General features: G+C 70.8%; 21 protein-coding genes and 1 tRNA gene. 6 read left to right on the plus strand and 16 right to left on the minus strand.

The window, feature by feature from the left end:
* The first annotated feature begins 3 nt into the window (after positions 1–3).
* The 3 genes from MRBLWS13_RS12735 to MRBLWS13_RS12745 are packed head-to-tail and all read left to right on the plus strand — an operon-like array spanning position 4 to position 1627.
* Positions 4–795 (plus strand): class E sortase, encoded by a 792-nt coding sequence (locus MRBLWS13_RS12735; RefSeq protein ID WP_349425726.1) that lies wholly within the window; start codon positions 4–6, stop codon positions 793–795.
* Positions 795–983 (plus strand): hypothetical protein, encoded by a 189-nt coding sequence (locus tag MRBLWS13_RS12740; protein WP_349425727.1) that lies wholly within the window; start codon positions 795–797, stop codon positions 981–983. The genes MRBLWS13_RS12735 and MRBLWS13_RS12740 overlap by 1 nt, the downstream gene beginning before the upstream one ends.
* Positions 980–1627: a gamma-glutamyl-gamma-aminobutyrate hydrolase family protein gene (locus MRBLWS13_RS12745; protein ID WP_349425728.1), complete on the plus strand. Its 648-nt coding sequence runs from the start codon at positions 980–982 to the stop codon at positions 1625–1627. The genes MRBLWS13_RS12740 and MRBLWS13_RS12745 overlap by 4 nt, the downstream gene beginning before the upstream one ends.
* A gap of 47 nt (positions 1628–1674) precedes the next feature.
* On the opposite strand, the gene pknB is transcribed toward MRBLWS13_RS12745, so the two are convergent.
* The 7 genes from pknB to MRBLWS13_RS12780 form a co-directional block, all read right to left on the minus strand.
* On the minus strand, positions 1675–3303 hold the full coding sequence (gene pknB, locus MRBLWS13_RS12750; RefSeq protein WP_349429055.1) for a Stk1 family PASTA domain-containing Ser/Thr kinase: 1629 nt from the start codon (positions 3301–3303) through the stop codon (positions 1675–1677).
* A 160-nt stretch (positions 3304–3463) separates the two neighbouring features.
* Positions 3464–5179, minus strand: a complete 1716-nt coding sequence (locus tag MRBLWS13_RS12755) for a protein kinase (RefSeq protein ID WP_349425729.1) — start codon at positions 5177–5179, stop codon at positions 3464–3466.
* Positions 5176–6636, minus strand: a complete 1461-nt coding sequence (locus MRBLWS13_RS12760; protein ID WP_349425730.1) for a penicillin-binding transpeptidase domain-containing protein — start codon at positions 6634–6636, stop codon at positions 5176–5178. Before MRBLWS13_RS12760 ends, MRBLWS13_RS12755 begins: the two co-directional genes overlap by 4 nt.
* A 1-nt stretch (position 6637) precedes the next feature.
* Positions 6638–8032, minus strand: a complete 1395-nt coding sequence (locus MRBLWS13_RS12765; RefSeq protein ID WP_349425731.1) for an FtsW/RodA/SpoVE family cell cycle protein — start codon at positions 8030–8032, stop codon at positions 6638–6640.
* Complete coding sequence (locus MRBLWS13_RS12770) at positions 8029–9267, minus strand: PP2C family serine/threonine-protein phosphatase (protein ID WP_349425732.1); 1239 nt, start codon at positions 9265–9267, stop codon at positions 8029–8031. The genes MRBLWS13_RS12765 and MRBLWS13_RS12770 overlap by 4 nt, the downstream gene beginning before the upstream one ends.
* An 18-nt stretch (positions 9268–9285) precedes the next feature.
* Positions 9286–9825, minus strand: coding sequence for an FHA domain-containing protein (locus MRBLWS13_RS12775; protein WP_349425733.1), 540 nt, complete (start codon positions 9823–9825; stop codon positions 9286–9288).
* Positions 9822–10583, minus strand: a complete 762-nt coding sequence (locus MRBLWS13_RS12780) for a DUF3662 and FHA domain-containing protein (RefSeq protein ID WP_349425734.1) — start codon at positions 10581–10583, stop codon at positions 9822–9824. Before MRBLWS13_RS12780 ends, MRBLWS13_RS12775 begins: the two co-directional genes overlap by 4 nt.
* A 157-nt stretch (positions 10584–10740) precedes the next feature.
* Here MRBLWS13_RS12780 and MRBLWS13_RS12785 point away from each other — a divergent pair.
* Positions 10741–10824, plus strand: a tRNA-Leu gene (locus MRBLWS13_RS12785).
* 44 nt (positions 10825–10868) lie between these two features.
* Here the strand turns inward: MRBLWS13_RS12785 and MRBLWS13_RS12790 are convergent.
* Positions 10869–11369, minus strand: a complete 501-nt coding sequence (locus MRBLWS13_RS12790) for a GNAT family N-acetyltransferase (protein ID WP_349425735.1) — start codon at positions 11367–11369, stop codon at positions 10869–10871.
* Positions 11370–11447: 78 nt separating this feature from the next.
* Complete coding sequence (locus MRBLWS13_RS12795; RefSeq protein ID WP_349425736.1) at positions 11448–12080, minus strand: GntR family transcriptional regulator; 633 nt, start codon at positions 12078–12080, stop codon at positions 11448–11450.
* Between the two features lie 361 nt (positions 12081–12441).
* Here MRBLWS13_RS12795 and MRBLWS13_RS12800 point away from each other — a divergent pair, with 361 nt between their 5' ends.
* Positions 12442–12648, plus strand: a complete 207-nt coding sequence (locus MRBLWS13_RS12800; protein ID WP_137845695.1) for a cold-shock protein — start codon at positions 12442–12444, stop codon at positions 12646–12648.
* Positions 12649–12797: 149 nt separating this feature from the next.
* Here MRBLWS13_RS12800 and MRBLWS13_RS12805 read toward each other — a convergent pair whose 3' ends face one another.
* The 6 genes from MRBLWS13_RS12805 to nucS all read right to left on the minus strand — a co-directional run bounded on the left by MRBLWS13_RS12805 (position 12798) and on the right by nucS (position 19293).
* A complete protein-coding gene (locus MRBLWS13_RS12805) occupies positions 12798–14873 on the minus strand; it encodes a DUF2156 domain-containing protein (RefSeq protein ID WP_349425737.1) in 2076 nt (691 codons plus the stop codon).
* Positions 14874–15054: 181 nt separating this feature from the next.
* Entirely contained in the window at positions 15055–16323 is a 1269-nt protein-coding gene (locus tag MRBLWS13_RS12810; RefSeq protein ID WP_349425738.1) for a hypothetical protein, read from the minus strand.
* Entirely contained in the window at positions 16316–17098 is a 783-nt protein-coding gene (locus MRBLWS13_RS12815; protein WP_349425739.1) for an HAD hydrolase-like protein, read from the minus strand. The genes MRBLWS13_RS12810 and MRBLWS13_RS12815 overlap by 8 nt, the downstream gene beginning before the upstream one ends.
* 60 nt (positions 17099–17158) lie before the next feature.
* A complete protein-coding gene (locus MRBLWS13_RS12820; protein ID WP_349425740.1) occupies positions 17159–17656 on the minus strand; it encodes a MarR family transcriptional regulator in 498 nt (165 codons plus the stop codon).
* A complete protein-coding gene (locus MRBLWS13_RS12825) occupies positions 17614–18387 on the minus strand; it encodes a hypothetical protein (protein ID WP_349425741.1) in 774 nt (257 codons plus the stop codon). The genes MRBLWS13_RS12820 and MRBLWS13_RS12825 overlap by 43 nt, the downstream gene beginning before the upstream one ends.
* Positions 18388–18597: 210 nt before the next feature.
* Complete coding sequence (gene nucS / locus MRBLWS13_RS12830) at positions 18598–19293, minus strand: endonuclease NucS (protein WP_308866300.1); 696 nt, start codon at positions 19291–19293, stop codon at positions 18598–18600.
* 416 nt (positions 19294–19709) lie between these two features.
* Here nucS and MRBLWS13_RS12835 point away from each other — a divergent pair, with 416 nt between their 5' ends.
* The gene (locus MRBLWS13_RS12835) at positions 19710–21149 is read left to right on the plus strand and encodes a chromosome partitioning protein (RefSeq protein WP_349425742.1); all 1440 of its coding nucleotides are present in this window, start codon (positions 19710–19712) and stop codon (positions 21147–21149) included.
* Positions 21150–21196: 47 nt separating this feature from the next.
* Here the strand turns inward: MRBLWS13_RS12835 and MRBLWS13_RS12840 are convergent, their stop codons facing one another.
* Positions 21197–22429: an MFS transporter gene (locus MRBLWS13_RS12840; protein WP_349425743.1), complete on the minus strand. Its 1233-nt coding sequence runs from the start codon at positions 22427–22429 to the stop codon at positions 21197–21199.
* Positions 22430–22508 lie beyond the last annotated feature (79 nt).

Genomic DNA, 22508 nt, shown 5'->3' on the forward strand with positions numbered 1-22508 from the left:
CCTGTGGATGAAGCGGTGTCCGGTCTGGGGCGCGCCGCGCGGAGGCAGCAGACCCCGCGCCGGCGCACGTCCGTCGTCGGTGTCATCGGCGAGGTGCTCATCACCGCCGGTGTCATCGTGCTCCTCTACGTCGTCTGGCAGCTGTGGGTCGGCGATCTGATCTACGGCGCCGAGCGCAACGCCGAAGGGACCCAGCTCTCGCAGGAGTGGGCGGAGCAGTACGAGGGCGAGGATCCCGTCGTCGCCGCGCCGGAGCCGGATCCGTCCGCATCGGCCGCTCCGGTCACGGCGCCGCCGCCGGTGCTCCCCGAACCCGGCGACGGCGAGAAGTTCGCCGTCATGTACGTCCCCCGCTTCGGATCGGACTACGCGGTGCCGATGGCTGGTGGTGTGACACGTTCCCGCACCCTCGACCCAATCGGCATCGGCCACTACCCCGGCACCAAGATGCCGGGCGAGCCCGGCAACTTCGCCGTCGCCGCCCATCGCACCACGTGGGGCAAGCCGTTCAACCGCATCGCCGACCTGCACGTGGGTGACGCGATCGTCGTGGAGACGCAGGCCGGCTGGTACACCTACCGCTTCCGGACGCTCCAGTACGTCCGCCCGAACGAGGTCGAAGTGCTTCTTCCCGTACCCCAGGCAATGGACGTCCCCGCCGGCACCGCCTACATCACCCTGACGAGCTGCAGCCCCATGTACGCCATGACCGAGCGCATCGTCGCATACGGCGTGTTCGAGTCGTTCACGCCCCGCGACGCCGGGGAGCCGGCATCCCTCCAGGCGGTGGCCTGATGTACGCGGCGCTGTGGCGAGTCCTTCCCGGACCGGGGTGGGTGCGGGTGCTCATCCTGCTCGTCCTCATCGCGGCGGTGCTCTACGGGCTGCTCTTCTACGTCTTCCCCTGGGTGAGCCAGTTCGTGAACCCGCAGGATGTCACCGTAGGGCTCCCCGCCGCGCCGTCGGGTGCGCCGGTGTCGTGACCGCGGCACCGTCAACGGGGCGCATCCTCGTCGTCGACAACCACGACAGCTTCGTCCACACCCTGATCGGCTACCTGCACGAGCTCGGGGCGGAGACCGACATGGTCGAGGCCGATGCGATCGACGATCCCGCCGGTGTCGTCGCGGGTCGCCGCGCGGTGCTCGTCTCACCCGGACCGGGCACCCCCGCAGCCGCCGGCGCGTCGATCGCCGTCGTCCGTGCGGCGGCATCGGGCGGCATTCCGCTCCTCGGCGTGTGCCTGGGCCACCAGGCGATCGCGGAGGCCTACGGGGCGACGGTCGACCACGCTCCCGAGCTCATGCACGGCATGACATCGCTCGTGCAGCACGACGGCTCGCCGCTCTACGCCGGGCTCCCCGACCCGTTCACCGCGACGCGCTACCACTCGCTGGCGATCGTGCCCGAGACGCTGCCGGCCGAGCTCGTGGTCACCAGCAGCACGGCGAGCGGCGTCATCATGGGCGTCGCCCACCGCACCGCGCCCATCGTCGGCGTGCAGTTCCATCCCGAGAGCGTGCTGACCGAGGGCGGACACCGCCTGCTGGGCAACTGGCTCGCATCGGTCGGATTCACGGATGCCGCAGCCCGCGGCGCCACGCTCAGTCCCCGACGCGACGCCTGAGCCGGCGGTGCGACGACGCCTGAGCCCGCGGCAACCCCGCGGTCCGGCTATGGGCCCGTGCAGTAGATCAGCGTGATCTCCGAGTGCACCGGCACGTCGCCGGGGGTCAGCGACTGCGACTGCACGGTCGCGGGGTCGCCGCCGGCGCAGTTCGGGTCCTCCTGCGCGGTCACGGTGAGCCCGACCTCTTCGAGCTCACGTGTGGCCGCGTCGACGGTGTAGCCCCGCACGTCGTCGATCGCGACCCGGCCGGAAGCCACGACGAGGTTCACCATCGTGCCGGCGGCGACACTCGCCCCGTCGACCGGATCGCTCGAGATCACCGTGCCGGCGGCCAGGTCCTTGTCGTTCTGCGGGGTGACGGTGCCCAGCTGCAGCCCGGCGGTCGTGATGGCGGCTGTCGCGGCATCCTGCCCGAGTCCGACCAGTGTCGGCACCGTCGACATCTGCTGTCCGGTCGAGACGTACACGCTGACCTGCTGGTCGGGCGTCACCGACGTGCCCGCCTCGGGATCGGTGCGGATGACGTTGCCGGTGGCGACCTCGGTGTTCTCCTCGTCGACGCGGATCGCCCGGAGGTCGGCCTCGGCCAGTGCTTCGTTCGCCCGCTCGTAGGTCATGCCCGACACATCGGGCACCTCGCGCACATTGTCGGGCAGATCGTCGCGCGGCTGGATGGTGAGCACCCAGAACAGCAGCGAGATGAGGAGCACCGCCAGCAGGGCGACGCCCGCCCAGATCCAGGCGACCGGCGGACCGGCCTGCGTGCGCTTCATCGTCGTGTCGGTGCTCAGCTGGCGCAGCGACCGCGCGGTCTCGGCGGCCTGGCGCGGGTTGGGGCCGTACAGCTCGCTGGTGAGGGCCCCCACCTGCCGCTTCGACGGCTGCTGGCCGTCCACGGTCGCGTCGAGCGCCTCGCGGAAGCCCGCGGCGTCCTGGTAGCGCTGGAACGGGTCCTTCGCGAGGGCGCGGAGCGCGACGGTGTCGAGGGCGCGGGGCACCGTGTCGTTCACCTCGGACGGCGGCACCGGCGCCTCGCTCACGTGCTGATAGGCCACCGCCACCGGTGAGTCGCCGCGGAACGGCTGGCGGCCGGTGAGCAGCTCGTACAGCACGACGCCGGTCGAGTACACGTCGGCGCGGGCATCGACGGGCTCCCCCTTCGCCTGCTCCGGCGAGAAGTACGCGGCGGTGCCCAGGATCTGGGTGGTCTCGGCGACGGTCGACGAGCTGTCCGACACCGCGCGGGCGATGCCGAAGTCCATCACCTTCACCTGACCGGCATCCGTCACCATGACGTTGCCGGGCTTGATGTCGCGGTGCACGACACCGGCGCGGTGCGAGTACTCAAGAGCCTCGAGGATGCCGTCGACGTAGCGGACGGCATCCGTCACGGGAACGGGGCCTGCGGCGATGATCTCCTTGAGGAGCCGGCCCTTGACCAGCTCCATCACGATGAACGGGACCGGGCGGACGGTGCCGTCGGGCGACGTCAGGGAGTCCTCGCCGGCGTCGTACACCCGCACGATCGTCGGGTGAGCCATGCGGGACGCTGCCTGCGCCTCGAGGCGGAACCGGGTGCGGAAGGCGTTGTCGTCGGCCAGCTCGCGGTCGAGGATCTTGATCGCGACCTCGCGGCCCAGTGTGAGGTCGTACCCGCGGTAGACGCTCGCCATGCCGCCTCGGCCGATGGGCTCATCGATGCGATAGCGCCCCGAAAGCACACGCGGCTCAGCTGTCACGGTCACTCCCTGCCTGGAACATCAGCCACACTAGCCGAGCGAGAGCGGGTCACGCGTGCCGCGCGACCCGCTCTGCGGATTCACTCAGCCAGGCTCACTCGTCGTCGGCCTCGTCCGTGGGTCCGGGAGTGGGAGCGGCCTGGATCAGCACGGTGGCCTCGCCCGACTCGCCCGACGTGCGGTTGCCCGCGGTGCCGCCGCTGCAGGTCACGTTGTACGTGACGATGACCGTCTGGCCCGCTGCGTCGCCCGCCGTCACGGTCGCCGACCGCGCATTCTGCGGGAAGCTCGGCCCGTTCGTGATCGTGCCGTTCTGCACCGTGAAGGTGTAGGCGCTGACCGAGCCGGCGCCTGAGGGGCAGGTGTAGCCGTCCCACATGACGGTGAGCTGCTCCCCGGGCGCGACGGATGCCGGAGCGCCCTGGAACGTCGGGGAGCTCGGGGTCGGCATCGGGGTCTGGCCGGCGTACGCGGTCAGTTCGATGATCGTGCCCTTCGGGACGTTGCCGGTCGGGCTCACGCTGTAGACCTTGCCCACGCTCGCCTCGTCGGGCGCCGCGTTGCCCTCGACGCAGTTCGCACCGAGACCGAGGGCGTCGAGTGCCGTCGACGCGGCGGCGCAATCCTGCCCCACGTAGTCGTCCGCGACGACGTTCGCCGTGGTGGGTGTCGGCGTCGGCGTGTCGGTCGGCGTCACCGACGGCGTCGAAGTGGTCTTCGTCGGGTCGGGCGCGGGCGTGTCCTGGTTCGCCACGACCGCCCAGATGGTGCCGATGAGCACCAGGAGGAGCAGAGCGATGAGGGCGATGAGCGGCCAGGTCCAGGGGCTGCGCTTCTTCTTCTCCGCCGCCTCTTCGGCGCCCTCTTCACCGGGCGCGGGCATGATGCGCGTCGCGGCCGACGTGTCGGAGCCCGCCGCGAGCAGCTGCGTCGCCGCATCGCCCGCGGCGACGCCGGCGATGGCCGGGACCGCCGCGGCGGCTGCCGCGACATCGCCTCGGCGCAGCGCGGTGGCGGCGCGCGCGACGGCAGCCGCGGAAGCCGGACGCTCCTCGGGCTTCTTCGCGATCATCGCCATCACGAGGTTCTGGACCGGGACGGCGACCGTGGCCGGCAGAGGCGCCGGCTGCTCGTTGATCTGCGCCATCGCGATGGCGACCTGCGACTCGCCCGTGAACGGGCGCTTGCCCGTGAGGCACTCGTAGGCGACGATCCCGAGCGAGTAGATGTCGGTGGCCGGCGATGCCGGGTGCCCGGACGCCTGCTCGGGCGACAGGTACTGCACCGTGCCCATCACCTGACCGGTGGCGGTGAGCGGCACCTGGTCGGCGATGCGCGCGATGCCGAAGTCGGTGATCTTCACGCGGCCGTCGGGCGTGATGAGGAGGTTGCCGGGCTTGATGTCGCGGTGCACCAGACCGGCTGCGTGTGCGGCCTGCAGTGCGGCCGACGTCTGCGCCACGATGTCGAGGGTCTTGTCGGTCGACAGCGATCCGTCGCGCTCGAGGACCGTCGACAGCGCCTCGCCGGGAACGAGTTCCATGACGAGGAACGCGCTGCCGGCTTCCTCGCCGTAGTCGAACACGCTCGCGATGCCTTCGTGGTTCACGAGGGCCGCATGGCGGGCCTCGGCACGGAAGCGCTCCAGGAATCCCGGGTCTCCCATGTATTCGTCTTTGAGGATCTTGATGGCGACGGTCCGTCCGATGACGTGGTCGGTCGCTTCCCAGACCTCGCCCATGCCGCCGATCGCTATGCGCGAATCGAGTTCGTATCGGCCGCCGAAGGTCACGCCCTGCGTCGGTCTCATTTGCCCAGCACCGCCTCCATGACCTTCTTCGCGATAGGAGCGGCGATGGTGTTGCCGCTGCCCGACTGTCCTTGCCTGCCGCCGTCCTCCACGACCACTGCGACCGCGACTTCCGGGTTCTGGGCCGGGGCGAACCCTGTGAACCAGAGGGTATATGGCTCGTCGCCGGTGTTCTCCGCGGTTCCGGTCTTTCCGGCCACGTCGACCCCGTCTATTCTTGCACCCGACGCAGCACCGTCACTGACATTGGCCACCATCATCGTGACCAGCTCATCCGCGAGGGCCGCGTCGAGAGCCCGCCCGAACTCCGTGTCGTCGAAGGTCTTCTGTACCGACAGGTCCGGGCCGATCACACGATCCACCATGCGGGGGTTCATCACCGTGCCGCCGTTCGCGATGCCGGCCGACACCATCGCCATCTGCAGCGGCGTCGCCGTCACCTGACCCTGGCCGAACCCGCTCAGCGCCGTCTGCGCGTCGTCCTGGATCGTCCGCGGGTATCCCGACGGCGTCGAGATGAGCGGCAACTCGAACGGCTGGTTGAAGCCGTACTTCTCGGCCTCTTCGCGGATGGCGGTGTCGCCGAGCTCCACAGCGAGCTCCGCGAACGGGATGTTGCAGCTCAGGCGCAGCGCGTCGGCGAGCGTGACCGTGTCGCCGCCGCCGCACGTGCCGCCGCTGGCGTTGTGGACGATGCTGCTGGACTGCGGCAGCTGGTAGGTCGCGGGGTTCGGGAGCGTCGACTGCGGCGTGTAGTCGCCGGACGCGAGGGCGGCCGAGGCCACCACGAGCTTGAAGGTCGAGCCGGGCGGATTCAGGTCGCCGGCGATCGCACGGTTCGACAGCGGTTTGCCCGGATCGGCGACGAGGGCGTCGTACGCGTCGTTCACCGCGTCCGTATCGTGTGATGCGAGGACGTTGGTGTCGTAGCTCGGGCTCGTCACCAGCGCCAGGATGCGCCCGGTCGACGGCTCGATCGCGACGATGCCGCCCTGCAGGTCGCCGAGCGCCTCGTAGGCGGCCCGCTGCACGTCGGCGTCGAGGGAGAGCACCACGTTCGAGCCGCGCGGCGGCTGTCCGGTGAAGATCCGCTCGACGCGCGAGAAGAACTGCGAGCCGGCTGTGCCGCTGAGCTCTTGGTTCATGGCCAGCTCTATGTTCGTCGCCGAGTTCAGAACCGGGTTGATGTAGCCGGTGACGGGCGCCCACATGTCGGCATCCGTGTACACGCGCTGCCAGCTGTAGAGGTCGTCGGACGGCACCGACGAGGCGATCGCGGCTCCGCTCGCGATGATCGACCCGCGCTGCACCTCGTACGAGTCGTAGAGCGAGCGACGGTTCTCCGGGTTGGCCGCGAGCTCGTCGGCCTGGATCACCTGGATCCAGCTCGTCGACGCGAACAGCGCGAGGAACATGACCAGCATCAGGACGCTGAGGCGACGCAGTTCTTTGGTCATGTCAGCCGATCACCACCCGGGGCCGGCTGCGGACGGCATCCGAGATGCGCAGCAGCAGCGCGACGATGATCCAGTTCGCCACGAGCGACGAGCCGCCCGCCGCCAGGAACGGCGTCGTGAGGCCGGTGAGCGGGATGAGGCGGGTGACGCCGCCGACCATGATGAAGACCTGCAGCGCGATCGTGAACGACAGGCCGGTGGCGAGCAGCTTGCCGAAGTCGTCCTGCCCGGCCAGGCCGATGCGGATACCGCGGCTCGTGAAGACCATGTACAGGCACAGGATCGCGAACACGCCGATCAGGCCGAGCTCTTCGCCCAGCGCCGGCAGGATGTAGTCGCTCTCGGCGACCGGCGTGAGGTACGGCCGCCCCAGCCCGAGCCCGGTGCCCAGGAGCCCGCCGTTCGCCATGCCGAAGATGCCGTTGACGAGCTGGTAGCTGGATCCGCCCATCAGGTCGGGGTTGAACGCGTCGAGCCAGTTCGTGAACCGCGCGCCCACGTACGGAAGGATCCGCGACGCGAGGAACGCGCCCGACACGGCGAGCACAACGCCGATGAGGACCCAGCTGGTCTTGCCGGTCGCGACGTAGAGCATCGCGACGAACATGCCGAAGATCAGCACGCCGGTGCCGAGGTCGCGCTGCAGCACGATGATGCCGAGCGAGACGAGCCAGATGACCAGCAGCGGCCCGAGCTCGCGTCCGCGCGGCCAGGTGAGGCCGAGGAACCGGGTGCCCGTGGAGGTGAGGCTCTCGCGTGTGCGCACCAGGTAGCCGGCGAAGAAGATGCCGAGGGCGATCTTGGCGAGCTCACCCGGCTGGAACGAGAAGAATCCCAGGTCGACCCACACATCGGCGTTGCCGCCGCCGCTGAGGCCGGGGATCACCGGCAGGATCAGCAGGGCGATGCCGACGAAGCCGAAGATGTACGTGTAGCGGAACAGCACCCGGTAGTTGTGCAGGAACATCACCACGAGGATCGCCGCGATGAGCGCGATCGCCGCCCACGCCAGCTGCCGCGTCGAGTACGCCTCCCAGCCATGGCGCTCCCAGTTCAGGTCGAGCCGGTAGATCATCGCGAGGCCGAGCCCCGTGAGGAGCGTCGCGATGGGCACGACGAAGGGGTCGGCGTCGCGGGCGCGCAGGCGCAGCAGGATGTGCAGCGCGATCACGAGGGCGGTGAGGCCGCCGCAGTAGACCAGGAACGTCCAGTCGATCGCGCCGAGCGCGCCCAGCTGGACGAGGGCGATCGCCGACCCGTTGATCGTGAACGCGAAGACCAGCAGGGCCAGCTCGCGGTTGCGCTGGGTCTGCGGCACGCGGATGCGTCTGAGCGCCCGCACCACGGCGGTGTCGGTCGAGACGGCGTCGGTGGGTGTGCTCGTGGGGGCGCTCATCCGCCTCCTCCCGACAGGTCGCTGATTCCCGACACGATCTGCCGTGCGTGCGAGAGCGAGTTGGCCGAGATCGTGCCCTCCACCGTCGCACGGGCGAAGGCGGACAGCGAATCGAGCGGGATCTCGGTGTCCTCATAGGGCGTCGACAGCGAGATCGGCCCGATGTTCTGCTGCACGCCCTGATAGATCACGACGGTGTCCTCATCGGCGCCGACGAAGTAGCGCGTCTGGGTCCACTGGTAGCCGATCCATGCGGCGCCGGCGAGGAGCACGAGCACGAGGGCCACGCCGACCATCCACCCGACGCGCCGGCGGCGGGCGCGCCGCCGGTCCTCCTCGATGAGCTCCTCGAGGAACTCCGCGGCAGGCTCGAAGTGCGTCGGCTCGTTCGCCGACTGACGGTTGGGGTGCAGCCAGCTGGTGCGGCCGGGGCGGGCGGCGGGCACGTCGATGCCGGTCGGGTTGGACGCGGAGCCCACGATCGTGGGCGTGCCGGAGAAGAGCGGATGCTGCCCGCCGACGTCGACGATGACGATCGTGACGTTGTCGGGGGCGCCGCCGTCGAGGGCCTGCTTCAGCAGGCTGTCGGCGGTGCGTCCCGGCGCGAGTCCGAGACCCATCGCCTTGGCCGTATGCGGGTCGTCGACCACGCCCGACAGGCCGTCCGAGCAGAGCAGCCAGCGGTCACCCGGCTGCGTCGGCATGATGAACGTGTCGAGCTCGGGGTCGGTGTCCATGTCGCCGAGCACGCGCATGAGCACGGAACGGCGCGGGTGGTAGCGGGCCTCTTCGGGCGTGATGCGGCCGGAGTCCACGAGCCGCTGCACGAAGGTGTGGTCGGTGGTGATCTGGGTGAGCGCGCCGTCGCGGTAGAGGTAGATGCGCGAGTCGCCGATATGGGCGATGACGGCGTACTCGTCGACCATGATGAGCGCGCTGACGGTGGTGCCCATGCCGGCGAGCTCCGGCCGGAGGCCGACGGTGTCGGCGAGGTCGACCGCGGCATCCGATATCGCGTCGCGCAGCGCCCGTTCCGCGTCGGCCGTGGAGTCGTAGGGGCGGTCGAGCACCTGCAGCCGGGTGATCGCGATGCTCGAGGCGACGTCGCCGCCCGCGTGGCCGCCCATGCCGTCGGCGACGACGAAGAGGTTCGAGCCGGCATAGCCGGAGTCCTGATTGTTGGAGCGCACCTTGCCGGTGTGCGAGATTGCGGCGCTCGAGCCCTGGAAGACCATGTGGGAGGGGTCCGCCCGCTACTTCCGCAGCTCGAACGTCGTCGCGCCGACCTTGATGGGCGCGCCGATGTTCACGGGGACGGGAGAAGTCACGCGGGCGCCGTCGTGCCAGGTGCCGTTCGTCGAGTCGAGGTCCTGGATCATCCACTGGTCGCCCCACAGCACCAGACGGGCGTGGTGGCTGGAGGTGTAGTCGTCGCGGACCACGAGGCCGGACTCGCTCGAGCGCCCGATGGTGAGCGGCTCGTTGCCGAGCGGGAGCTCGAGCCCGGTCTTGGGTCCGCTCGTGATCACGATCCGCGAGACAGCGGCCGTCGTCGCCGGTCCGCCCGGCTTCGCAGGCGCTGCAGACGCCACGGGTGCGACGGGCGCGGTGACCGAGGCGGCCGCGGCGGGAACGGATGCCGCAGGCCCGGCCGCGGCGGTCGCGGCATCCGGCATCCGGCGCACCTTGACGCCGAACAGGTCGGCGCGCAGCGAGTACACGACCGCGAAGACGAACGCCCACAGCAGCACCAGGAAGCCGATGCGCAGCAGCAGAAGGGTCAGCTCGCTCATGCCAGCGGCCCCCGCTCCTGCGGGTCGTACGCGGCGCGCGCGTCGAACACCCGCGTGGCGTCGTCGACCGGTGCCGCCGGTCGCGCGGTCGCTGCCTGCGCGACGACGCGGAACACGATGTCGGTGCGACCGATCCGCACCGTCGAGTCGGGCGGCAGCGCAGCCTCGCCGACCTTGCGGCCGTCGAGCAGCGTGCCGTTGGTGGAGCCCAGGTCGCGGACCATGGCGCGCTCGCCGTCCCACAGGATCTCGACGTGCTTGCGGCTCGTGCCCGAGTCGGCGACCGTGATGTCGGCGTCGCTGCCGCGGCCGATGACCGTGCGCGACTTCGTCAGGGGGATGCGGCGGCCCTCGACGTCCACCACGCCACGCCACGCGACGCGGCCGCCCTGGGCCGTCGTCGACTCCACCCGGAGCGTGCCGGTGGATAGTTCGTCGTCCCGTCGCAGCGAGATCGTCACCGGGCCGGCGAACGAGTAGCCCTGGGCCTTGGCGTGCGCGTGCACGAGCGTGTCGAGCTCATGCGTGAGCGCGTCGCCGAGCGCCGAGATGCGGTCGTCGTCGGCGGGCGAGAGCCGCACGGTGAAGGTGTTCGGTGCGAGGATGCGGTCGCGGCTGACCACCGCGGCCTTCTTGTCGAGTTCGCTGCGCAGGGCGGACGCGATCTCGACAGGCTGGATGCCGCTGCGAAAGGTCTTCGCGAACGCGCTGTTCACCGCGCGTTCGAGACCTTTCTCGAAGCTGTCAAGTAGTCCCACGGAGCTCCTCTTGAGGGGGGTGCCGGTTGCTACATGCTAATTGCACAGTCTGTGCCGACGATGGATCGTGCTGGCGACCAGGCGAGTTAGAACCAGGCCGCGACGCATGATATCCTCGGCAAGTTGAGTTTCGCGGGATCTTCGGATGCCGTGACTCGCGCGAGTGGCGGAATAGGCAGACGCGCTGGCTTCAGGTGCCAGTGCCCGAAAGGGCGTGGGGGTTCAACTCCCCCCTCGCGCACAGCGCATCGAAAGCCCCCGGGTATCCCGGGGGCTTTCGGCGTCTCAGCCGCCGCCGAGTCCGTCCAGCGAAGGCACGAGTGTGAACACGATCTCTTCGGTGTCGCGGCCGAGACCGGGGGCGAAGTCGACGTTGCGCGACACCTCGGTGAACCCGACCTTCGTCAGCACCGCGATCGAGCCGGCGTTGTGCGCGGCGGCGCGGGCGAAGAGCGGGCGGATCGGCTCTCGCGAGATCAGCAGACGCAGGGCCGCGGTCGCCACGCCCCGGCCCCAGGCGTGGCGGGCGATCCAGTAGGTGACCTCGCGGTCGCCGTCGATCGTGAATGTCGCGGCGGTGCCGGCGAACCCACCGTTCTCGGTGACCACGAACGAGAGGACGTCCTGGTCGGCGCGCTGGCGCGCGATCCACGCGTCGAACGCGCCGCGATCGTCGGGGTCCTCCGCCGTGAAGGCGGCCATGGCGATGGCCTCGCGGTCGCGCATCATCTCGAAGATCGCGTCGAGGTCGTCGTCATCCAGAGCCCGCAGCTCGATGTGGTTCACGCGATACACGCTAGCCACGGCACCCGTCACTGAGAAGAGTGCGCACCGCCGACGGGAGCGCGGTGCAGACGGCGGGACTCAGGACAGGCCGTGGATGCTGCGAAGCAGCGTCTCGGCGCGGTTGCCGTCGCGCCCCTGGAAGGCATCGCGGAAGTTCTCGTAGGCCGCGGTACGGCCGAGCGGGCACCCGATCACCGGCTTCCAGCCGACCATGTCGCGCCGGATGGCGATCTCGTACTCGCGGATGAACTGCAGCAGGGCGGCATTGCCGCTGGCACGGGTGACGACCGTGAAGAAGGCATGGCTGGCGGCCACCAGCCCGTCGGAATCGTCGGCACGCGATGCCGCGATGACGTCGTCCAGTCGCTCCAGCGCGAGATCCATCGCCTCCGGGTCTGCCCGTGCCGAGGTCATCCGCACGGCGATGCCCATGTTGTAGGCGACCAGTTCGATGGTGTCGCTCTGCCGCCGCGGTTGCGACACGCGCGTGTAGCGGTGCGGCGAGACCTCGACCAGTCCCACGCGCTCGAGTCTCTGCAGCGCTTCACGCACCGGCGTGCGCGAAACTCCGAGCCATTCGGCCAGCTCATGGTCGCGCAGGCGCTCCCCCGGCGCGAGGCGGCCGTCGAGGATCGCTTCGCCCAGATGCTCGTAGACCTCGTCTCCGAGGACGGCTCGGCTCGGCTCGAGCGGGACGAAGGGGGCAGTCATGAGTGGCACCAGTGTACGCCGGACGATTCACGCGCATACACCCCTGATCCGGGCCGATTCCGACCCGGTCGCAGCCTTCGGAATCCCGCTCATCCTTTGGACCGCGACCCTCGCTCTTGCGCTGATATATCGGTACGATGTCCCTGTCCACGTCTCCGACGTGGCCTATCCGGGGGGATCCGTCGACGCCCGGGCTTTCGAGCCTTGCTCAGCCCGGGCGTACGATGGGCCGGCTTTGCGATCGCGGCGGTGTGCAACATTTGTGTCACCATCCGAATTGGGTCTCGCCGCGCGCCTGCCTCTTCACTACGTTGGAGTCAATCGCCGCAATCGCGGGGAGATCAACGAAGAACGGCAAGTAATGAGCACGCAGGGCACCGTCAAGTGGTTCAACTCGGAGAAGGGCTTCGGCTTCATCGCTCCCGATGAAGGCGGCGCAGACGTCTTCGCGCACTACAGCGCCATCGAGTCGAGCGGCTACCGCTCCCTCGAAGAGAACCAGCGCGTCGAGTTCGAGATCGCGCAGGGACCCAAGGGTCTCCAGGCCGAGAACATCCGCCCGATCTGATCGGCGGACCGATCGCTTCACGCGGTCGAAGCCGCGGTACTCCGCCTCTCTGAAGCGGGTGCCGCGGCTTCGTCGCGCCTGGCGGCATCAGTCCGGCCTGCCGAACGCGGGATGAGCGCCGGGTCGCTTCGGTCGCTTGCCCGACCGCCTCAGTCGCGCTCACCGCGGACGAGCTCGATGCCCGCCCCCGCGAACTGACGCAGCGTCGCGTCCGGCAGGAACGCCCGCGTGAGTGCACCGCCGATCCGCGTGAGGTCGCTCTCATCGCGGAAGAGCAGGTACATCGTCTCGTAGCGCGGGTGGAACTTCTGCTTGAACCGGTGCAGCGACTGGAACCCGTAGACGGGCTCGAGGGCGTCGGCGAGCCGTTCGCTCAGCGCCGCGATCATGCCGGCATCCGCGGGATAGTCGTGGGCCAGCGGCGCACCGGACAGCGACATGATCTCGGCGCCTTCCTCGGAGAACAGCCGCGCCGACGAGCCGATGAGGTACTCCATCACGGGGCCGAAGCCGCCCTCGCGGCGGCGCATGAGGTCGAGCGTCCACCCGCGCACCGTGCCGCCGGCGCCGTGCACCGGCAGCCACGAGAGGAATCCGTCCACGTCGCCGTTGGGCGCGATAGCCAGGGCGAGCCGCACCTCGGGATCCTCTGCCTCGACGAGCGTGCCGAGTGTGAAGCCCATCTCGGGCAGTCCCTTGTCGCCGACCCACATCTCCGAGATCGCCCGCAGCTGCTGCTGCACACCCCACGATTCCTCCTTCAGGCGGGTCATGCGGAACGTCATCTCCTCGCGACCGGCCCGGTTGAGCGACGAGCGCACGGAGTTCCATTGCTTGCCGGTGAACTCGAGACCCGGAAGGTCGACGATCGTGTCGTCGGCGACCACGAGACTGCGCCATGACGACGGCACCGCCGCCCGTGTCGCCTCGTCGGAGCTGAAGAAGCAGGGCACGAGACCGGCGCGTTCGGCATCGTGGATGAACTCCCGAACGGATGCCGCGCGCGACGCCGCAGGTCCCAGCGGGTCGGCGAGGGCCAGGGCCACGCCCGCTCGCCGCTGGTAGGCGACGATGCCGTCGGCGGTCCGCGCGTAGCTGTTGCCCTCCCACGTGGTCATCCACGACAGCGTGCCGCCGCCGTCGGCGTGCAGCATCCGCTTCACGTCCGCGACCGCCGGCGCCGGCTGCCGGCCGATCCGCGACGACCGGCGGGCGCGGAAGGCGCGGCGCACCCAGATCAGGTACACGAGCATCAGCAGCCACATCGCGCCGCTCGCGAGGGCGAGCTCGGTCTCGCCGTCGATGGTGGCCTCGACCCTGGCCTCACTCGCGAGGACGATGAGCCCGGCGATGAGCAGCGCGAAGAGCACGTTGATGACGGCGAGGACGACGGCCACCACCCAGGTCCACCGTCTACCGCGTCGCAGTCCGTTGGCCACGATGAGGATGACGACGGTGTCGATGGCGAAGTCGATGAAGCCGCCCGACGCCGGCTGGGTCGGGCCGAACGGGCCGTCGGTCGGGACGAGGATCGTGACGACCTGGATCGCGCCGAGCACCAGCACCGCGATGAACGCGATGAGCCGCTGCTCGCGGATCGTGGTGCGCTGGATGCGCAGCGACCGGTCGACGAACAGCACCAGCAGCACGGCCAGCAGGTGCTCGAGATCGGCGAGCGAGCCCCAGAACAGCATGGCGACGAAGACGAAGCCGAGCAGCACCAGCCATGCCCGCACCCGCCAGGGACTGCGGAACAGGCCGACCGCGGCGGCGATGCACGCCATCGTTCCGCCCGACGCCCCCACGTCGAGCGCTGCCGCCTGGGTCTGGGCCCATGCCCACGGCAGCTGCGAGAAGCCCCACAGCAGCAGGGCGGTCGCGAGGATCGCGAACAGCTGCCCGACCCAGTAGTACGCCAAGGCGACCCGCGTGCCCCGCCGGAACTCGAGGTACGCCATGCCGACGAACCCGGTGATCGTGAAGAGGTACACCCATGGCTGGTTGACGAAGAAGGTGCCGGTGACCGGCGTCCACCACCGTCCCGCCTCGAGCGCGGGCAGACCGTAGGCGACGACGTCGTAGAGGTCGGACTCCTCGAACGGCCGCCACAGCCCCTGCCACACCACGCCGACCACCAGGATCAGCGCGATCATCGTCAGCGTGGCCGGCACCCGCCGCATGACCGCGAGCACGCGGTTGGTTCTCCGAGTCGCCCCGTCGCTCATGCGATCACGATAGCGGCGGCTGCCCAACACCCGCGCGGTAGGGCGGCTCGGGGCGTTTCGTCTCGGTCGCTGGCGCTCCCTCGCTCAACGACCGGGACCATTCCTGCCGGTCGTTGAGCGAGCTTGCGAGTCGAAACGCAGAGACGAAACGCCTGCGCCCGGCGCAGACGCCGGGCGCTGCTCAGCGGGCGGACGACAGCCGGGCGTAGTCGGCGAGGGCCTTGGCGTCCTCGGCGTCGCGCAGGGCGCGGCGGGCGGCGTCGAGGGCGGCGACCGGGTCCCCGGCCTGGCGCGCGCTCGCGAGCTCCCGCTGGGCCGACAGCAGTCGCGATCTCGCGTCGGCGCCGGCATGCGACCGCGAGACCGACGCCTCGGCCTGTGCCAGGGCGCCGCGCGCGGCGGCGACGGTTCCGGGCAGGGCCGTGCGGGCGCCGCGCAGGCGCTGCTGCGCCGTGCGGGCGTCGCCGAGGGCGAGGTCGAGGCGCCCGCGCAGGCGCGCGATGGCGTCGACCGTGCGGGTGGGGCGGCGCGCGGCATCCGATTCGATGTCGTTCAGCTCCTGCGCGATCGCGTGCAGCTCGGCCCCGAGTCGCTCGGCGTCGGGCGCGGCGAGGTGCTCGTGGGTGACGGAGGCCTGGCGCAGCGCCGTGCGAGCAGCCGCGATCTCGTCGGGAACGGCCTGCGCCGCCTGCAGGACCAGGCGGTGCGTCTCTTCGAGGTTGCGCGCATCGGCCTCGGCCTGGCGCAGTGCGCGTTCGGCGGCGGCGAGATCGGGCAGCGCGCTGAGCGAGGGGTCCTCGGCACGCGCGGCGGCGGCGTCCAGGTGTCGCTGCGCGATAGCAACCTGCGACAGCGCCGCGTGCGCGGACTGCGAGGCCTCGCGCCACTCGTCCTCGGCGAAGCGCGACGACAGCTCCGCGACGAGTGCCGCCGGATCGCCCATCGAGGCGTGCAGCCCCGCGAGACGGCGGCGTGCGGCATCGATCTGACCGGCGGCCGACACGTTCGCGGTGACCCACGCGCCATGCTCGCGGCGGGCGGCCGCCACGATGGCGAGGGCTTCGCCGGTCTGTCGGCCGATGCGCGCCGAGACGCGGCGAACCTCGTCCGGCGAGGCGGAGCCGTCGCTGATCGCGCGGTACTCCTCGAACGCGTCGTCGCGGGCGTGCTGCGCGGTGAGGCGCGCTCGCCGGAGCGACGCCGGCGCCTCGCCGCCGTAGAGCGCCCCCGACAGCCCGACCTCGAGCTCGAGCTCGCCCACCTCATCGTCGAGCTGGACGAGCGTCGCACCGGCCTTCGCCCGGGCGTGCTCCGCCGCGGCGCGGGCACGGGGCGAGCGGCGCGCCTGCCGCACCCCCCACACGATCATGGCGACGGCGATCGCCGTCACGCCGAACACGACCAGGGCCGGCAACAGCCATCCCAGGATCGAGGCGGCGGACTCAGGCATCCGCGACCCCGATGGGTTCACTCGCACCCGCCGCACGCCCGTCGGTCCCGGCGCTCACCGCGCCTGCGGGCTGGTCTGCCGGTTCGGCGTCGGCACCCGTCGGCTCACCCACCAGCAGCAGCGCGCGGAGCTGGTCGACGTCGTCGACCACCGCCTGGGCGCCCTCCGCCTCGTGGGGCCAGCTGAAGCCCCAGCGCACGAAGATCACCGGCACATCCTGGGCGGCACCGCCTTCGACGTCGTGATGGCGGTCGCCGACGAGCACCGGGCGGCTCGTGTCGACGCCGGCGGCACCGAGCCGGCGCAGCGCCTCGGCGACGATGTCGGATTTCGCGCTCAGGGTCCGCTCGTCCGCTGTGGCGCCGACGATGGCGGTCAGCGAGGTCGACAGATCGAAGTGGTCCATCAGGGCGGCGACCTGCACCTCGGGCTTCGAGCTCGCCGTGGCCTGTGGGATGCCGGCGGCGGCGACATCCGTGATCAGCTCTCCCATGCCGGGGAACAGCTTGGCGCCTGTCGCATAGCCGTCGAGCTTGTTGAGGCCGCGGTAGAAGGTGACGGCCTCGGACGCCTGCTCCGGCGTCATGCCGACGTTCACCTGGAACGATTCGTACATCGGCGGACCGATCCAGTGCACGAGCTCCGCGCGGGTCGGCGGACGCTTGCCGAAGTGCTCGAGGGCGATCGTGAGGCGGCGGAGGATGCCGTCGGATGCGTCGACGATCGTTCCGTCAACGTCCCACAGCACACAGGTCCACGGCGATCGGCTCGGCATGGGACCAAGCCTAAGCGGAGGCGGCCCGCCGCTCCGAAGCAGACCCCTGGCGGGGACGTCTCAGCGATCGCGCCGGTGCACCCGCGCGAGGCGCGCCATCATCCGCCGGAGCTCCTCGATCTCGGCCGGCGACCAGTCCGAGAGCAGTGCCTGCATGTTCGTCTCGGCGGTCGTCATGATCCGCTCGCCGATGCGGCGCCCCTCGTCGGTCAGGGCGACCAGCACGCCGCGGTCGTCGTCGGGCGCGGCGACGCGCAGCGTGAGGCCGGCCTGCACGAGCCGCCCGACGATCTTGCTCATGTTGGTCGGCGTCATGCCGAGCGCGAGCGACAGGTCGACCGGTCTCATCGCGCCGTTGTACGAGAGCTGGTTCACGACGAGGAACATGCCCATGTCGTCGATCGGGAACGCGACCCTCGCCATGACGTCGCGCCGGACGCCGGTGCTGTCCGCCCAGTGCACGATCGATGCGAGCGACAGGCGCAGGTCGAGCGGGTCGGCCGCGATGACGGGACTCAGATCGGCGGAGGTGTCGGGGTCGACGTCACCTCGGGCCATCGGGCGACCTCGGCGCGCAGCGCCGGAGTCAGGAGGACGTCGTCCCAGTAGGCGATGACGGCGTCCACGCCGTCGCAGTCGAGGTAGTTCACGGTGTAGTTGACACTGGCCGAGGGCGACGCCGTCTGCCCGGTGCCGTGCATCCAGTACGCGAACAGCCGCCATTCGCGCTCGTCCGGTGCGGTCCAGTCGAGCGCCTCGCCCTCGACACGGGCGGTGAGATCGACGACGGATGCCGCATCCAGCAGCCCGTCTCCGGCGACGCGCGCCGCCACGACGGCGACGAGGTGCTGCCGCGTGATGGTGCCGCGATGACCCGGCAGCGTCGTCTCGGCGATGGGCGCCGCGAGGTCGATGCGCGCAAGTGGGCCGGTGCGCGATCGACCGGCCGCGAGCGTCTCGTGCACGACATCGAGCTCCTGCGCAGCGGCGCGCTGGTCGGGGTCGATCGTCGGGAGGTTCGCGTTGGACCAGTTCGTGCCCGACGTGAAGCTCACCGACATGCCGCGGCGCGTGGTCTCCTCGACCACGATCTGCGAGTCGTGCACCCACTCCTCCGAGCCCCAGCCAGAGCGCGCGTGGTCGATCGCGCCCTCGTCCATCGCGAGGAACTCCATGCCGCCGAAGCCGAGTCGGTGCGCATCCTCGATCTCTCGTCGCAGCGTCGCATCGCTGTGGAGCCCTTCCGCGAGCCACCAGCGCAGCTCGGGGCGGAAGTCGTCGAGCGTCATCGCGCGATCCGGGTAAGAAACTGTCTCCGCGACAGTATGTACTGTCGCCATGACGTAATACAAGGCCGGGATCGCGCTTCCGCGCCGCTCACATCGGCGAGACCCCACTGGAAGGCCGAGACCGTGGGAATTCCCCGCGGTCTCGGCGACCCGTTGAGGTCTCGCGGTCGGAGCCGCGGACCGAGGATCGCGGACGGGCCAGCCCGGGCGTCAGAAGAGGCGCGGGGCGCCGGACTCGATGCCCTTCATGCCCTCGTAGTCGAGGGTGACGCAGCGGATGCCGCGGTCGGTGGCGAGCACCTTCGCCTGCGGCTTGATCTCCTGGGCCGCGAAGACGCCCGTGACCGGGGCGAGATGCGGGTCGCGGCCGAGCAGTTCGAGGTAGCGGGTCAGCTGCTCGACGCCGTCGATGTCACCGCGGCGCTTGACCTCGACGGCGATCGTGCCGCCCTCGGGGTCGCGCAGGAGCAGGTCGACGGGACCGATCGCGGTCGGATACTCGCGGCGGACCAGGGTGAGGCCGTCGCCGATGACGTCGACCTGCTCGGCGAGGAGACGCTGCAGGTCGGCCTCGACGCCGTCCTTCTGCAGGCCCGGGTCCAGGCCCAGCTCGTGCGACGTGTCGTGCAGCACCTCGTAGATGCGCACGAGCAGCGCGTCGCCGCTCTTCGCGTGGGTGACGCGCCAGTGCTCGAGCACTCCGGCGGCGGCGGATTCTGCATCCGGAATCTCGACGTCCAGGCGGCAGGGCGGGCTCATCCAGTTGAGCGGCTTGTACGAGCCGCCGTCGGAGTGCACCAGCAGCGAGCCGTCGCCCTTGTGCACCAGCAGGCGGGTCGCGAGCGGCAGGTGGGCATTGAGCCGTCCCGTGTAGTCCACGGAGCAGCGGGCGATGACGAGACGCACCCGACGAGCCTAGCCCGCGGCCGCGCCGCGAGGATCCGATGAGCCGTTCCCGCGGTCGTGCCGTCGGGACCCGACGAGCCTTGCCTGCGGCCTCGTCGCGAGGTCTCGATGAGCCGATCCCGCGGTTGTGTCGTCAGGACCCGACGAGCCTGGCCTGCGGCCGGACCGCGAGGTCTCGATGAGCCGATCCTGCGGTTGTGCCGTCAGTACCCGACGAGGGTAGCTCGCGGCCTCGTCGCGAAGTCTCGGCGGTGCCTTCCAGGAACGGTCGACTAGCGTGAACATGCACGGCGAAAGCGTGGCCGAGGCCCGCGCTCGCCCTCCGATGGGCTCTCGCCGGCCCACTCGCCTGCCCTGACCGGCCGCCGCCTTCTGCCGCGGCCGGCATCTGAAGCCGCCGCTGCGGAGGAGAACCGATGAATTCACGCCGCCCCGATGCGACCGTCCACTTCCTGACGAGCACGACCGCCGAGCTGCACGTCGGCACCGATGTCGAGGAAGTCGTCGCTCCCGACAGCCTGGCCCTGCGCGACCGCGTCGTCGAGGAGATCCGGCAGCTGGCGGCCTCGACGGGCGAGCCCGCGCACGCCACCCTCGTCGAGGGGTCGTCGAGCTGGCCGCTGGTCGTGCACCCCGACGGCACATGGGCGGAGTCGCTGGATGCCGCGACCGCCGACCCCGTTCCCGCCCCGGCGTCCGCATCCGCTCCGGTTGCGCCCGTCCCGGCGGTCGCTTCGGTTCCCCCGATGCCCGCCGTCCCCGCTGCGACGCCCGCGACCGCGCACGCCGCGCCCCCCGCGCCGGTGGCGGCGGAGCGGCGCGAGCCGGCGGCATCCGTCCCCCTGCAGCGACGCGATCCGGCGACGCTGCCGCTCCCGGAGCCGCACGAGACGCCCGCGCCCGTCGCCCGGCGCGACGCGGGCAAGCCGACCGTCCAGGACCTGCTCGAGTCGCGAGGCGGCGCCAGCCGCACGCGCGCGACGTCGGGGTGGCAGGGAGCCGTCCGCCGGGCGACCGGCGGCCTCGTCTCTCCCGCACCCGGCCGCGCCGAGCGCGACCGGCTCGATCGCCAGAAGCGGGTGCAGCGCCGGCTCGACGCGCCGAGGACGATCGTGGTGCTCAACCCGAAGGGCGGCGCGCACAAGACGACGAGCACGCTGCTGCTGGCCGCCACCTTCGGGACGGTGCGCGGCGGTGCGACCCTCGCGTGGGACAACAATGAGACTCGCGGCACGCTGGGCTGGCGCGCGCAGAACGCCCCGCACCACCGGACCGCCGTCGACCTCCTCGAAGACATCGACGAGTTCTGGAACCCGAGCGGCTCCAGCCTCGCTGCACTCGACACGTACGTGCGCACGCAGGTCGACGCCCGCTTCGACGTGCTGGCGTCGGACGAGGACGCCGCGGCATCCTCGACGATCGACTCCGCCGCGTTCGACCGGCTCCACTCGCTCCTGCGTCGCTACTACCGGCTGATGATCGTCGACACCGGCAACAACATGCGCGCCTCGAACTGGGTGGCGTCGGTCGCGGCGGCCGACCAGCTCGTGATCGTCTCCACTGTGCGCGAAGACACCGCCGCCAGCGCCGCGTGGCTGCTCGACGGCCTCCGCGAGAAGGGGTTCGGCGACAAGATCGATGACGCCGTCACCGTGCTCACCGCGCCCTCGTCGCGCCCCGACCGCCGGCTCGAGGACCGCCTCACGCGTCACTTCGAGCAGGTGACCTCTGCGGTCGTCAACGCGCCGTTCGATCCGTCCCTCGTCGACGGCGGCCCCATCGACTTCGACGCTCTCGCGCCCGAGACCCGCGACGCGTGGCTGACGGTGGCCGCCACCGTCGCGGATCGCCTCTGAGCTGACGCACGCCGGGACATCTCCGGATGCCCCGGCGTGGTCCCGCCCTAGCGGTGGTGGCCGGCGCCGACCTGCGAGCCGGCGATCGGCTTGGCCGCGCCCGAGGCGAAGCCCGAGAGGGCGATGAGCGCCACGAGGATCCAGAGCGTCGGCAGCAGCCCGATCTGGTGGCTGATCCAGCCGAGGATGGGCGGGCCGCACAGGAACGCGACGTAGCCGATGGTGGCGGCTGCCGAGACGGACGCGGCAGCCTTCGCCGGGTCGTCGGCCGCGGCCGACATGCCCAGCGGGAAGCCGAGGGACGCGCCCATGCCCCACAGGGCGACGCCGATCAGGGCGATCGGCATCGAGGGCGCCAGGATGAAGATCACCAGGCCGCCGCCGGCGAGGATCGCGAGGATGCGGAGCGTCCACACGCGTCCGAAGCGGTCGACGAGCGGGCCGCCGAGCGCCCGCACGGCGGTCATCGCCACCGAGAAGACAGTGAGCGCGATCGCGCCCTGCGCCTCGGTGCCGCCGTGTCCGTCCACCACGCTGAGGGGCAGCCAGTCGTTGGCGCCGCCCTCGGCGAACGCCATGCCGAGCATGATCGCGCCGATCGCGTACGTGCGCGGGTCGCGCCAGACGGCGATCGCGGCGGCGAACTTCTCGCGCCGGGTGGGAGCATCGGCGGCGTCGGTCGGGTCTTCGTTCACCTCTCGTCGCGGCACGAAGGTGACGGCGACGGCGCCGCCGACCACGACGAGGCAGCCCACGATCCAGAGGTGCGGGGCGACGCCCACCTGCCACGCCGTCATCGCCACGCCGACCCCGGCGCCGGCGACCGTGCCCAGGCTGAACAGGGCGTGGAACAGCGGCATGATCGTCTTGCCGCTCGCCTGCTCGATCGCCGCGCCCTCGACGTTCATCATCACGTCGGTCGCGCCCATGCCGAGTCCCATCACCGCGAGCCCGGTGGCGGTGAGGGCGAAGGATGCCGTCATGTCGGCGCCGAAGCCGACGAGCACGATGCCGATCGCGAACGTCGCCAGACCCATCAGCAATCCGCGGCGGGCGCCCCACCGCGCGAGCACGACGTTGGCCAGCGTGAGGCCGAGGATCGACGCGGCACCCGACGCGAACAGCAGCAGGCCGACTTCGAAGTCGTTGATGCCGAGGTTGGCCTTGACGGAGGGGACGCGTGCGGCCCACGTGGCGAAGCCCAGGCCGGTCGCGAAGAAGATGCCGAAGATCGCGGTGCGCCAGGCGACCAGTTGCGTCCGGGTGAGCACGGTATCCATCCGGACACTGTACCGAATCGATTCGGCAGCGCTGGAACCCGGGAACTGGCTGCCTCGAATCGATTCGGCCCGGTGGCCC

The organism is Microbacterium sp. LWS13-1.2 (assembly GCF_040144835.1).
Classification (GTDB): Bacteria; Actinomycetota; Actinomycetes; order Actinomycetales; family Microbacteriaceae; genus Microbacterium.

What these genes read in the sequence shown, in the direction of transcription:
- MRBLWS13_RS12740 (WP_349425727.1), top strand. Translation starts at nt 795, where the DNA reads ATGTACGCGGCGCTGTGGCGAGTCCTTCCCGGACCGGGGTGGGTGCGG.
- pknB (WP_349429055.1), bottom strand. Translation starts at nt 3,303, where the DNA reads ATGGCGAGCGTCTACCGCGGGTACGACCTCACACTGGGCCGCGAGGTC.
- MRBLWS13_RS12755 (WP_349425729.1), bottom strand. Translation starts at nt 5,179, where the DNA reads ATGAGACCGACGCAGGGCGTGACCTTCGGCGGCCGATACGAACTCGAT.
- MRBLWS13_RS12760 (WP_349425730.1), bottom strand. Translation starts at nt 6,636, where the DNA reads ATGACCAAAGAACTGCGTCGCCTCAGCGTCCTGATGCTGGTCATGTTC.
- MRBLWS13_RS12765 (WP_349425731.1), bottom strand. Translation starts at nt 8,032, where the DNA reads ATGAGCGCCCCCACGAGCACACCCACCGACGCCGTCTCGACCGACACC.
- MRBLWS13_RS12770 (WP_349425732.1), bottom strand. Translation starts at nt 9,267, where the DNA reads ATGGTCTTCCAGGGCTCGAGCGCCGCAATCTCGCACACCGGCAAGGTG.
- MRBLWS13_RS12775 (WP_349425733.1), bottom strand. Translation starts at nt 9,825, where the DNA reads ATGAGCGAGCTGACCCTTCTGCTGCTGCGCATCGGCTTCCTGGTGCTG.
- MRBLWS13_RS12795 (WP_349425736.1), bottom strand. Translation starts at nt 12,080, where the DNA reads ATGACTGCCCCCTTCGTCCCGCTCGAGCCGAGCCGAGCCGTCCTCGGA.
- MRBLWS13_RS12800 (WP_137845695.1), top strand. Translation starts at nt 12,442, where the DNA reads ATGAGCACGCAGGGCACCGTCAAGTGGTTCAACTCGGAGAAGGGCTTC.
- MRBLWS13_RS12805 (WP_349425737.1), bottom strand. Translation starts at nt 14,873, where the DNA reads ATGAGCGACGGGGCGACTCGGAGAACCAACCGCGTGCTCGCGGTCATG.
- MRBLWS13_RS12810 (WP_349425738.1), bottom strand. Translation starts at nt 16,323, where the DNA reads ATGCCTGAGTCCGCCGCCTCGATCCTGGGATGGCTGTTGCCGGCCCTG.
- MRBLWS13_RS12815 (WP_349425739.1), bottom strand. Translation starts at nt 17,098, where the DNA reads ATGCCGAGCCGATCGCCGTGGACCTGTGTGCTGTGGGACGTTGACGGA.
- MRBLWS13_RS12820 (WP_349425740.1), bottom strand. Translation starts at nt 17,656, where the DNA reads ATGGCCCGAGGTGACGTCGACCCCGACACCTCCGCCGATCTGAGTCCC.
- MRBLWS13_RS12825 (WP_349425741.1), bottom strand. Translation starts at nt 18,387, where the DNA reads ATGACGCTCGACGACTTCCGCCCCGAGCTGCGCTGGTGGCTCGCGGAA.
- MRBLWS13_RS12835 (WP_349425742.1), top strand. Translation starts at nt 19,710, where the DNA reads ATGAATTCACGCCGCCCCGATGCGACCGTCCACTTCCTGACGAGCACG.
- MRBLWS13_RS12840 (WP_349425743.1), bottom strand. Translation starts at nt 22,429, where the DNA reads ATGGATACCGTGCTCACCCGGACGCAACTGGTCGCCTGGCGCACCGCG.